General features: G+C 48.0%; 10 protein-coding genes. 9 read left to right on the top strand and 1 reads right to left on the bottom strand.

Annotated elements, in window-relative coordinates; translation table 11 throughout:
- Positions 1–195: 195 nt before the first annotated feature.
- Complete coding sequence (locus K8S15_12500) at positions 196–705, bottom strand: hypothetical protein (protein ID MCD4776856.1); 510 nt, start codon at positions 703–705, stop codon at positions 196–198.
- A 154-nt stretch (positions 706–859) separates the two neighbouring features.
- On the opposite strand from K8S15_12500, the gene recG reads away from it, so the two are divergent.
- From recG to K8S15_12455, 9 genes are all read left to right on the top strand, one after another.
- Positions 860–2884: an ATP-dependent DNA helicase RecG gene (recG, locus tag K8S15_12495; protein ID MCD4776855.1), complete on the top strand. Its 2025-nt coding sequence runs from the start codon at positions 860–862 to the stop codon at positions 2882–2884.
- 164 nt (positions 2885–3048) lie between these two features.
- Positions 3049–5145, top strand: a complete 2097-nt coding sequence (locus tag K8S15_12490; protein MCD4776854.1) for a TonB family protein — start codon at positions 3049–3051, stop codon at positions 5143–5145.
- Between the two features lie 11 nt (positions 5146–5156).
- Positions 5157–5534, top strand: coding sequence for an Hsp20/alpha crystallin family protein (locus tag K8S15_12485; protein ID MCD4776853.1), 378 nt, complete (start codon positions 5157–5159; stop codon positions 5532–5534).
- The gene (gene lon, locus K8S15_12480) at positions 5535–7877 is read left to right on the top strand and encodes an endopeptidase La (GenBank protein ID MCD4776852.1); all 2343 of its coding nucleotides are present in this window, start codon (positions 5535–5537) and stop codon (positions 7875–7877) included. It abuts the gene before it with no gap.
- Entirely contained in the window at positions 7874–8596 is a 723-nt protein-coding gene (locus K8S15_12475; protein ID MCD4776851.1) for a hypothetical protein, read from the top strand. The genes lon and K8S15_12475 overlap by 4 nt, the downstream gene beginning before the upstream one ends.
- A 108-nt stretch (positions 8597–8704) precedes the next feature.
- Positions 8705–9730 carry a LysM peptidoglycan-binding domain-containing protein gene (locus tag K8S15_12470; protein MCD4776850.1) on the top strand — a complete coding sequence of 342 codons (1026 nt, stop codon included), beginning with the start codon at positions 8705–8707 and terminating at the stop codon, positions 9728–9730.
- An 18-nt stretch (positions 9731–9748) separates the two neighbouring features.
- On the top strand, positions 9749–11173 hold the full coding sequence (locus K8S15_12465; protein MCD4776849.1) for a hypothetical protein: 1425 nt from the start codon (positions 9749–9751) through the stop codon (positions 11171–11173).
- The gene (locus K8S15_12460) at positions 11166–12083 is read left to right on the top strand and encodes a tyrosine recombinase XerD (protein MCD4776848.1); all 918 of its coding nucleotides are present in this window, start codon (positions 11166–11168) and stop codon (positions 12081–12083) included. The genes K8S15_12465 and K8S15_12460 overlap by 8 nt, the downstream gene beginning before the upstream one ends.
- A complete protein-coding gene (locus K8S15_12455; GenBank protein ID MCD4776847.1) occupies positions 12056–12754 on the top strand; it encodes a hypothetical protein in 699 nt (232 codons plus the stop codon). The genes K8S15_12460 and K8S15_12455 overlap by 28 nt, the downstream gene beginning before the upstream one ends.
- The last annotated feature ends 15 nt before the right edge of the window (positions 12755–12769 follow it).

Below are 12769 nucleotides of genomic sequence, written 5' to 3'. Positions count from 1 at the left end.
AGTATGTCATCGTCCCAGAGGGGGGAGGGATCGTTTATGGGAGCTGTTACTCCCGGTGTTCCGGTTGTGGCGAGAAAAACGAATAATAATAGCAGCATGGTGAAACTCCTTTCAGAACTTCTACATTAATACTTTATCAGTATAAGAATACGGAATAAGATGTTCAGGAACAAGTGCCTGTTATCCCGGTTGCTCTTACTCTTCTTCTTCTCCCATCCATGTACCTTTGTCAAGGATTTTCCAGACGGGTTTACCTGTGATTTCTCTTAGATCTTCAAGGACATCAAGCTGGGTGGCATCGACCTGAAGTGACTGCTTGAACATGTCCACAGCGTCTTCATCCTGTGCTATTATCGCGAAGAGCCTGCCCATCGCGTTGTAGGCTTCCGTGAGTTCGGGGTCCAGTTCCGCTGCCTGCTCAAGGAATTCCATGGCGTTGTCTATCATGTCCTGCTCATCAACTTCTCTTTCCCATATCTCCGCGGTTGGAATGTTATCAAGCAGACACATGGCCCAGCAGAGACCTTTGCCCAGGTAGACAAGCGGGTTATCCGGGTCCAGTTTTATAACTGTGTTGTAAATATCCAGAGCTTCCTCGGGACTCCGATCCTTTTGAATCAGTTCAGCAAGGTTGAGCCTGGAGTCAATGTCATCAGGATTATTTCTGATGTTTTCTTCAAGGGCGTCTCTAGTGCTTAGCTCCATTTTCGGTATTTACCTCCGTAGGTATTTTCACGGTTCCGCCTTCATTACTTCCTGTTTAGCCTTTCGTCAACCCCCATTTGTTCTTTCTAAAGCACACCTTGCCTGAAAGCCTTGTAGACTTTAGTTTTAATTTTCAACAGCACTGAAGGGAAAGATGCTGAAAACTGATGTAAGGTATCTGAAGGGAGTAGGTCCCGCCAGAAGCAGGCAGCTGTCAAAGCTCGGGATTGAAACCGTTGCCGATCTCCTTCTGCACGTACCAAGAGGTTACAATGATCGAAGGTTAATAACCCCGATCCGGAGCCTGGTTCCCGGTGAGGAAGCCAATGTATCCGGTGCAGTCGTTTCATCGGGATATCTGAAATCCAGGAAGGGGAAAAGAAGGTTCGAGGTAATACTGCGGGACGATACAGGGGAACTGAAGCTCGAATTCTTCCATTTCAGATACATTGCTGCTAAACTTACGACCGGTACGCGGGTTATCGCCAGCGGGAAGATAGAATTCTTCGGCGGAATGAGTATTGTTCATCCTGAACTGCTGTTCCTTGATGAGGAAACCACGGATACCCGGCTTGTTCTCCCCATATATCCTCTTACGGCAGGTATCACTCAGGGGGTAATGCGGAAACTCCTTGAAGCTGTGCTTGAAGAATATTCTTCCGCGTTGCCCGAAGTACTGCCTCTTGATGTTCTTGAGTTAAAGGGCTTCAAGAATCGCGGAGAGATCGTGCGAAAGGTGCATTTCCCGGATGACCCGGAGGAAGGCTCCCGGGCCCGGAGAACACTTGCTCTTGAAGAACTCTTCATTCATCAGACTCTTCTGAATCATATAAGGGCCAGAGCATCCAGACTTACGGGAATCAGTATGATTCCGCCCGATGGCTCCCTTTCGGAATTCGTAAGTGGTTTACCCTACAGTCTCACAGGAGCACAGCATTCAGCTCTTGAAGTGATTACCGCGGATCTAGGGCGGAGCGTTCCCATGAGGAGGCTGCTTCAGGGAGATGTAGGATCCGGAAAAACGGTTGTGGCAGCCGCGGCATGCACTGTATGCTGCAGGTCCGGCTACAAGGCGGTGATGGTTGCTCCAACGGAAGTGCTGGCCTCACAGCATTACAGAACGGTAAGCCGTATGCTTGAACCGGTCGGAATTAGATGTGGACTGCTGACCGGAGGCACAAAAACCGCAGACAGAAAGGTTCTGCTTGAATCCCTGCTGGACGGATCTCTCGATGTCCTTATTGGAACTCACGCTGTTTTTGAGGACAGGGTAGTTATACCCGGAATGGGACTGTGCATAATCGATGAGCAGCACAAATTCGGAGTTGAGCAAAGAGAAATACTGCTTTCCGGCCGCGAACCAAGCCCTCATTTCATGCTCATGTCCGCCACACCCATACCGAGAACACTGGCCATGACCGTCTACGGTGACCTTGATATGACAGTACTGGATGAAATGCCTCCCGGAAGGGGCAGCACAACCACCAGAGTTATGAACCGGGATGACAGGAATGAAGTATACGAGTTTCTGCAGGGCAGGCTTGGCAAAAGGGAGAGGGCTTATATTGTTTATCCTCTCAGGGAAGTCTCTGAGGAACTGGATCTGAAAGATGCCACTACTTCATTTGAAATACTGAAGCGTGGCCCTCTTGGAAATTTTGGAATTGGGCTGCTTACAGGGGCAATGAAGCCGGAGGACAAGCTTGCTGTTACGGACAGGTTCGTTTCCGGTGAGATTTCGGTTCTTGTAAGTACTACTGTTGTTGAAGTAGGGCTCGATGTTCCCGAGGCAACGGTTATTGTGGTAGTGCATGCCGACAGGTTCGGCCTGAGTCAACTTCATCAGCTCAGGGGAAGGATCGGCAGGGGCGGGAGGGACTCCTGGTGCTTTCTGATGAAAGATAAGGGCTGCGGAGCCGAAGCGGCCAGGAGGCTGAACATTCTTTCCTCAACCAATGACGGGTTCAAAATCGCTGAGCAGGATCTTAAATTAAGGGGCCCCGGAGAAGTGGCAGGTACAAGGCAGCACGGGGTTCCGATATTTCGTATAGCTTCATTAATTGATGATATAGATCTTTTTCTGGAAGCCGCAAACCTCGCAAACAGGGGTGATATTTCAGGATCGATTGAAGACGAGTATAGATGGCGCTTTGGGGGGCTGGATATTCCTGAACTATAATGTTATTTATGAAAGGTTGTCACAAGTAGTGTCTACTCTCTATCTTTGGACAGAGGGAAGATTTGTTTTCATAATATATGGCACTTGACAAAGGGGTATCAGTAAATAGCATTATGAATCTGAATTAATGGCTCGCACTAACAACCAGAGGGAGCAGGTTGGAGATGGGCTCAGGAGTTGACAAAGTTAAAAAATTACTAGAGACCGCCAGGATGCAGATTCAGCAGGGCAAGCGGAAGGAAGCTCTTGAAACCTACCGTAAAGCCCTTGAACTCGATCCGAATAATCATCAGATTATGGATCGAATAAGCATTGTGGAACGAGAAATCGCCGCAATGGAAAAATTCAATAAGAGCAGGTCAAGCAGGGCGCATTCCGCAGGACGCAACATTTCATCATCCGGTTTCGTGGATGATTGCGTTGAAAGGTCAGACGAAGCATTAAGAGCAGACGACGCGGTTAGAGCACTGCAGGAACTTGAAAGGGCAAAACGCCACGACCCTGATAACGTCATTGTAAAAAAGAAAATGAAATACGTAAGGCGTTCTATTAAAGTAGACGACCTAGCTGACCTGGTTCGAAGCAGGATCAAATCCGGTGACCCGGTATTCGCGGTTGAGAATATCAGGCGGATATTCGATCTGTGGCCGGCAGCCCCTGTTCTTCAGGAACTTCTGAAACTTGCTGAAGAATACAAGGGTTTAGTTACGGATAAAGAAGTAATAGCAACGGAAGCTCCGGTTGTTCCCAGAGTCGAAAAGAAGAAGACAGCTGCAGTGGTTCCACCTTCCAGAGCTGCCAGGAAGAGACCTCCAGAGAAGAAAACGAAGAAGAAGAAACCCGAGAAGAAGCGGGAAGAAAAGAAGAAGAAACCTGCTGCTGTTGTCGGAGCAAAAGCCGGCGGTGACGGACGGAAGAAATTATTCATGCTTTTAGGTGCTGTTGTTGTTCTGGTTATTATAGTGTTTGGGGCAATCAAGATATTCGGTGGTAAAGAACCAGAACCTGAAATAGTAGAAGTCATCCCTGCCCAGCCCTTTACCGAAACAGTCGTAGTACAGGGAGCCGAAGCTATCGATATGTTGATTGACGGAATCCCTGTTCAAGAAGGAGTTGCGGGAGTATTTATACTGAGCGATACGATATTCACAGAAAGAACTGTCATGATATCCGCGCCTGGTTTTGAAACACTTACCTGGAACCCTGTTTTTGAAGAAGGCTACGTTGGAACCGATACACTGGTGCTTGACAGCCTTGGCTCTTCAACGCTGCAGGTAAGTTTCGGTTACGAGATGCCCGAAGGCGAGAATGACCCCGGAGCTGAAGCCGTGAGTTTCATGGTGGATGGCGAGATAATCGAGGGCAGCATTGATACAATAGTAACCGGAGAACATGTCTTCCAGGCAGTACTTGAAGGTTACCGGACCATGCCTGAATCTGTTCTTGTGGTTAGTCCGTTTGACCTGAACCAGGTATTGAACATCCTTGCTTCAGAGCAGTCTCAGATTACAATGCAGCTTGCTGCTGATACACCGGGTAATGCCAGCTTCTATATCGATGGAAGCCGCATTGCCACGGGCCGCAGAATGAGCCAGGTACTTCCTTTCGGAAGTTATAGAGTGGTAGTCCAGATGGAGAACAGAGAAGACTTCGCGGTAACAGTTAATCTCGGCGAAGACGGATACAGCCGTACGGTATCACTGACAGAGATTGCTGAAACCGGCCAGCTTATGGTTGGACCCGAACCATGGTCCAATGTTTATGTCGACGGAACTCATGTAGGAACGACACCTTTCGGGGGTGTTGAACTTGACCCGGGAACATATACAGTAAGGCTCTCCAACCCGGATTTCCAGGACGATACACATACTGTTGTAATTGTAGCGGGTGAAACCGCATCTATTCAATACAACGCTGTAGCTTCTGAGGTTCCCGTTGAAGTTATTCCAGATACGGCAACTGTTACGGAACCGGTGGAGGAACTGCCTATCTCATCTCCCTTTGCCATACAGCAGATCGCTCCTTCCGTACCTTCAATGGCCAGGGCCAGGGGAGACCTGCATGGGTACGTTACTCTTGCTGTTCTGGTGGGTACCGATGGTTCCGTACAGAATGTTACCATTGTAAACGATCCATTGGGTCTTGGATGCGGCCAGGCAGCAATAGATGCTGTTAATAACTGGGTTTTCAGTCCGGCAATGCAGGGCGACCAGCCTGTTGAGGTTACAACAAATGTCCAGGTCCGATTCGATATCGAATAGTACCTGAGGCCATGTTTCTCCTACGAGAAGGTGACATCAGCTGGACACCGGCAGTTGATATGTACGAAGCCGAAAAACAATGGCTTCTGTTCGTTGAGCTGCCTGGAGTATCATCCGATGATATCGATCTTATTATATTCCCAGAAAGCGTATTGATCAGAGGGATCAAAACTCCTCCTGTAAAGGCACTCACTGCCGAGAAGATAGAAATATATACGGGTCATTTTCATCGCGAGATACATATTCCCGGGAGGATCAGCATAACCGAGGTTACAGCATCATTGAAAAACGGAGTTCTCAGTCTGATACTAACTGCTGATGAGCAGACAGGTGTCAGAAGTCCCGTTAATAAATCGGGAGAATCCATAAAAATTGAAAAAGGAGATTGAATGACCCGGGCAATTACTCTGGAACTACCTGAAATACTGCCTGTTCTGCCAAGTCCTGACGGGGTTGTGTATCCCTTTACTGTGGTTCCAAGAACCATTACGAAGCTTGGAACCGCTGAACTTGTAGACGATGCTGTCCGCGCGGATAAACTGATAGGTGTTGTCAGCCTGAATAGCATCATCAACGCGCCTGCCCGTCCAGCAGATCTTTACAGGACGGGAACGGTTACCGGCATTGATCGGTTATACAGGTTTCCGGGCAACATCATAAGGCTCCATTTAAGGGGTCTTATCCGTTTCCGCATTCTTGAGTTCATTGAAACGAGTAAACCATATCTTCTGGCAAGGGTTGAAAAGCTGGAATCCATATTCCCCGAAGACGATGTGGAACTGAATGCCTGGCATAATACTGTGGGAATTCAGCTGAAGCAGATATTTGAACTTACCCGGACCATTCCTGACGATTCACAGTTTCTGGAGCTTTCTGCCGATCCCGACAGATTGAGTTTCCTGGCGGCAAGCAGGATAGAAGCAAGCGTAGAGGAAAAGCAGAAGGTACTTGAAGTTGATAATGTACTTCAACGTCTCTGCCTGCTGTCAGGTATCATGGAAAAAGAGATCAGGATACTGAAGCTTCGTAATAAGATTCAGGGGCAGGTCAGAACGGAAATTGAGAAAGATCAGAAAGAATACATACTCAAGGAACAGATGAAAGCCATTCAGAAAGAACTGGGCGGTGACACCGAGAATCCAGATGCTGAAGAGCTCAAACAGCAGATAGAAGAAAAGGATCTTCCCGAAAAGGTTGAAAAAGCTGCGATGGAAGAGCTTGACCGGCTTAAGAGGATGCATCCGGGACTTCCCGAAGTTGCGGTCATAAGAAATTACATTGAATGGATTCTTAATCTGCCCTGGAAGGAAAGTACAAAGGACAGGCTTGATATAAACAGGGCGCAGAGAGTTCTGGAGAAAGACCATTACGATCTGGAGGATGTAAAGGAAAGGGTTCTGGAATTTCTTGCTGTCCGGAAGCTCAATCCCAGTGGCAAAGCTCCCATACTTTGTTTTGTTGGACCTCCCGGAGTGGGAAAGACTTCAATGGGCAAAAGTATAGCCAGAGCCATAGGACGCAAATTCGTACGGCTTTCCCTCGGGGGAGTTCACGATGAAGCTGAAATTCGCGGGCATAGAAGAACCTATATCGGAGCGATGCCGGGAAAGATAATACAGGGATTGAAAGAAGCAGGAAGCAACAATCCAGTTTTCATGCTGGATGAGGTTGACAAGATAGGCAGCGACTTCCGTGGAGATCCCACATCCGCACTCCTTGAAGTTCTCGACCCCGAGCAGAATTTCTCCTTCCGGGACAATTACATGAATGTTCCGTTCGATCTCAGCGGTGTTCAGTTCATAACTACGGCAAACCGCCTGGACACTATACCTTCACCTCTGCTGGACAGAATGGAAATCATCCGTATACCTGGATATACATCGGCCGAAAAACTTGAAATAGCTAGAAGGTATCTTGTTGAAAGACAGATGAATAACGCCGGACTTGCGGGTGATGTTCTCCGTTTCAGAAGGAAGGGCTTAAGCAGAATAATTTCTGATTATACCCGCGAGGCTGGAGTAAGAGAGCTTGAACGCACCATCGGGAAAATTTGCAGGAAAGTAGCGATGAAAGTTGCAGGTGGAAACAATGACCTCGTGATTATCTCAGCGCCCAGACTTCCGGAGTTCCTTGGCCCCAGAAAATTCACCCGTGAGAGAATTTCGGACAAACCCAGAATTGGTGTTTCTACAGCCCTTGCCTGGACACCTGCTGGCGGAGAGATACTTCTGATAGAAACCACTATAATGAGCGGCAAAGGAGAACTTATACTGACCGGGCAGCTCGGGCAGGTAATGCAGGAATCGGTGAAGGCTGCACTGTCCTGGATCAGGACACATGCTGACGAATATGGTTTGAAGATGAATTTCAAGGAAGTCGATATTCACCTTCATGTACCTGCGGGGGCAACCCCCAAGGATGGTCCTTCGGCCGGTGTGGCCATTCTCGTATCCATCCTTTCAGCATTGAGTGAAAAGCCTGTTGTTCCGGATATAGCTGTTACCGGAGAAATAAGTCTGCAGGGAAGGGTAATGCCCGTGGGAGGTATCAAGGAAAAAACTCTGGGAGCATTAGCTGCCGGGATTACGAGGGTTTTCCTTCCGTTTGAGAATAGCAGGAACATAGAGGAAATCCCGGAGGAAACGAGAAAACTTATGCATTTCGAACTTATCAAAAGAGTTCAGGACGTTATAGAAAGTCTCATTCCCGGCTTGAAGGAGGTTGGCGCATGATCAGGACAGGTGGATTTTTATTCCTGGTCTTTGTTACGCTGCTGTCCATAACAGGATGCAAGAGCAAACCGGACAGGATGATAACCGCGGATGGCCGGATTCTATCCGGAAAGCTGGAGTCGATAGAGGGACGGCATATTGTTTTCAAAAATTCCGAAACATCTGTTGAGTACGAAGAAGGCAGGGTATTCCTCAGAGAGGGAGGCTCCTTCAGAGGTTACATTACCTGTGACGGCGAGATCATTCGAATCAGAACAAATTCGGGTGATATGGAATTTCATTTAGGGAAGATTGAATCGGTGATATGGAACAGTCCTGCAGATGAGTCCACCTGCACTGTTGACGTACCTGCTGTAGAGGGGTGGGTGAATGCAGGCTTTGAGGTGTCCGATAGTGAAAGGCTGATTATTCAAGCATCTGGAACCGTTACTATGGAGACGGGAACCTGCGGACCCTCGGGTATTGATTACTTTTCCACGACCACAGCCCTTGTTCCAGGGGCAACGAACGGACAGCTTGTCATGGTTGTTGGTGAGTCCAGTCCGGTGGCGGCAGGCAGCACATGGACGGGAGATTCGCCTGGTAATGGAGATCTGTACCTTGCAGTTAACATACCCAACCGGGGATCTGTTGCGGGAGTTGGCGGAACCTATACGGTTACTGTTATAAAAACATCAGGAACCATTAACAACTCAGTACTGTATCCCGCAGTTAAATAAACCCCCTGTTAACGTGCAATTGACTTCAGGAACTTGTGAACTTAGAATATTATGAAGTTATGAAGTTCGCTCATTAATATAGAGACCACCGCGGGAGGTCAGGTTGAAATGAAAAGCTTCACTGTATCGTTGTCTGTTTCAATTCTTTTGATTGGAGCAGTATTTTCCGTATCTACTGCAGCAAGGACCCATTACATAAGGTATGGAGATACCTTATGGGATCTTTCAATCCGTTACTATAGCAATCCCTTTTACTGGGAGAATATTCTAAGTGCCAATCCGTCCATTGAAGGAGTTGAATTGCTTCAGCCGGGAAGTGAACTGATAATTCCGGACATTTACGGGAATTCGGTCAGTTCAGTGTCTTACGGCGCAGACATCTTCGGTTCGTATACTACAGCTGGAACCAGCAGCAGACCACTTCTGAGCAGACTTCTTCTTGAAACTGCCGGAATGGTTACCAGCGAGCCGCCCGATCCTGTAAGCTATATCATCGAAACAGATGTGGATGATGATGAAAAATTTGGTCAGCAGGTAGCATATCCCGGGGATCTGGTTGCCATAGATATCGGTCAGGACCAGGGAGTTGTGCTCGACAGAGTATACAAGATATACAAGATTGGTGAGGAAGTGCGGCATCCTCAAACAGGAGTTCTGCTCGGTAATGTAATCAGGGTTGCCGGTGTATGCAGAGTCATAGATACAGCAGCATCGTCCAGTGTAGCAATCGTGGAACATGCATACCTATCTGTGAATGTCGGTGATTATCTGGTTCCTTACACATCTTCAGCTCCGGTGCCAGTTTCAACTTCCGGTGTAACCGAGAGTATGGATGCGTATGTGCTTGCATTTCAGGACCCGGATTCTGAGAAGGCATACTCATACGATATAGTATACATTGATAAAGGAGCATCAAGCGGGCTGCAGCCCGGAGACATTTTCAACATGTTTAAATATGGCCACGAGGTTTCAAGCCCTTCAGGCAGAATCGTGGAAACTCCGGATATACCTATCTGCGAGATGATAATTCTTGATACCACGCAGAGTACTTCATCAGCACTGATCTACTCAATTTCATCCACTGATCTAATATCTATAGGTGACATAATCGAACTGATAAGAAAACAGAACTAACGGTGATTCGGAAGACCTATGAAATGGAAGGCGGTTGTAAAGGCCGATAAGCCCTCGGAGGAGACAGTGCGTGTTCTTACTGAGCGCACGGGACATCTTCCGGATAAAACTCTTCTTGCTTTCAGCCGTGAGGAAGAAATCATATTCAAGGGACTATCTGAAGCAGAAGCACAGAAGATAGCAGACAGCCTTCGAAGAGATCCTGGTGTAAAATGCAGAATACTTCCAGATGGTGAAGAAAATGTTCAATCCACCACCCTTTTCAGAGTTCTGCTGGTTAACTACCGCCCCGGATACAGGACAAGATTACGAAGAAGACTGCAGGAACTGACCCATCTTCCACAGGAACAGATCGTTCTCTGGCTTTCCAGAATGCCCTTTGCTCTCAGCAAAGGTATTGACAGCGAAGCAGCGAAGAGGATAAAGAAGTCCATAATGGAGGCCGGTGGAATCGTCAGGATTGAAACCGAGTCTATGCTGCCGGATAGTTTTTCAGCCAGACAAAAGTCAAATGCGGTATTCAGAACCCACGGTGCTCACGATATACGAGTGAATACAAATGTCACCACAGATTCAGATAAAAGCCCCGGTGATGCGCTCATCACAGAACAGAAGGATGCAGCTGAGGAAGAAGATTCCCAGGTTCCTCCCGTAAACGGTCTTCCGGAGAACTACACAGTAGGACCCCCTCCACTTGATGAGTTTGAGGACTCCTACGGAAGAGTGGTCATGCACCCTCCCGAAAAGTATGCAGTGGGACTCCCTGCAAAAGTTCTGGAAGGAGGGTTTCGTGAAACACCTCCTATCCTGCCTGAAATCAACAGAAACAATATCCCGGAATCGATTGTATTTTCTCCTCCGGATATCGTAGGAGGAGATTTACCTCCATTAGTCGGTAGCGAAGAGCAGGGTTCTTTAGCTGACGGCCCTCTGCCAGACATCGTGATACCTTACCCACCGCTTAGCAGTATATCTCAGGATATTCTTCTTCCGCGGGTTATGGGAACTCATTCTCCCTATCTGTTCTCCGATGGAAGCGAAATCCCAATAGTGTCCTTGAAAAATTGCGAATCAGTATACGAAAGGGACAACTCCCGAGATGAAACCATTCGCTGGCAAAGCGATGAGAATGATGAATCTCATATTGCGCAGGGTGTTGTGCTTAAGCTATTTCTGTGCCCGCCGGCACCGGATGACGAGCATAAAGTTGCAGAAGCGCTTCGAGATATAATTGGAGTCTCACATAGAGAATCATGGAATCTTCTCAGGAAATCTCCGGCACTTCTTGAGACCTGCGTTGACCACAGGAGGGCTATTAAACTAGTGCATGAACTTGAATCCAGAGGTGTTACTGTATCTCTCACCAGAGGGCGTTTTTCAATCGGAATGAATCAGTCGGGTTCAGGTGAGGGTTTTCAGGCATGGCTTTCGAAGAATGGATAATACTCTTGATTCATACCTTGAGTATTCAGCTCTTGAGAAGAAACTGGCAACCGGAACCATCTCCGCTTACAGTAATGACCTGAATTATTTTTGCCAATGGCTGAACAAAAACGGATGTACGCTCTCTGAAGCGATCTCCGCGGATATCGCGGAGTATCTGGTCTTCCTTTCATCCTCAGGATTTTCACCCGTCAGCATCAGGAGAAAACTGTCCACCATCAGAGGTTATTTCAGATACATGCAGTCATCGGAACTGCGGGATGATAATCCGGCCGAGCTTCTTCATTCCCCCAAGCAGCCGCTAAGACTTCCCCACGCGGTTAGCGTTGAGACTGTTGCAGCTCTTATAGAAGTGTGGGAAGGTGATTCTTCGCTTTCAACAAGGAATCGCGCTTTGCTTGAACTCGCCTATGGAGCCGGCCTGAGGGAAAGCGAGCTTACCGGGATAACCGTTTCCCGTATTCATCTGGATGAGGCTCTTGTAAGACCCGTGGGAAAGGGTTCCAAAGAAAGGATAGTTCCAATAGGAGGAGCCGCGGTCAGATGGCTTTCGCTATACATAGATACTGTAAGGCCCCGGCTGGTTCGCGGGAAGTCTACTCCGGCTCTGTTCCTCACGTACAGGGGGAATCCTCTATCCAGGATGACTGTATGGAATATCGTAAGGGAATCTACGGTGATGGCCGGTGTAAATATAGCTATCCACCCTCATACACTGAGGCATTCATTTGCCACCCACCTGCTCCAGGGAGGTGCTGACCTGAGGGTTGTCCAGGAACTGCTGGGACATTCTGATATCAAGACCACTGAAATTTACACCGACGTGGATAAGACCTATCTGCGAGGTATCGTTGACAGATACCATCCAAGATCGGGAGATGTATGCAGCTCTTTCCATCCAATTTCCTGAATTCGTCTGATATTTCCAGACTGCTTTACTACACTGCCATCTGGAGCGGAGGAAGATCATCCAAAGTATTGATGCAGGGATTCAATACTCTTCGTACCCATGTGAATGAGATATCAAGGAGTCCTTCCAGCGGAAGAGTCGAAGAACTGTCAAGGCAGATGAACCTTCTTCCCGGCACTACGGAAACTTCTATTTTTCTGCCATCTGATATAGCTTCCAGCTGCTTCGGAGCATCTCTTTCGGAAGCTTCAGCTCTCCTGGAGCTCGGATATCCAAGAGATGAACCCGCGGAATTCACCACATCGTTTCCTTCTCCAGCGCGAAACTCCATTAGAACCCGTCACGAGATCAGGTCTGCCGTACATCATCTTGGCGGGGACTTCGAGCTTCTCAAGACACTTTTCAGAACCGAGGATTCAACCGATTCCTGCCTCGATGTCACCTTTGCCGTCTGGCCGCCACAGCATATTCCTGAAAACAGGTTCCTGCTGCGTCTGGGATATGCAGGACAGACCGTTCCATCGGTTATGATACTTAATGACAAACTCCTGGGATATATCCTGCTGTCCTGCTGGGATCTTGCCATTCGGCTAAGGGAAACCGAAAATATATCAACTTCTGAGCCGGATTTCCGGTCCTTCGCGGAAAAGGTTGAAAGGGGTCGGACGTAACTTCTGGTCACTTAC

This window comes from Candidatus Aegiribacteria sp., from assembly GCA_021108005.1.
Lineage (GTDB): Bacteria > Fermentibacterota > Fermentibacteria > Fermentibacterales > JCC-6 > Aegiribacteria.
This window is presented reverse-complemented; position numbering and strand designations above follow the sequence as displayed.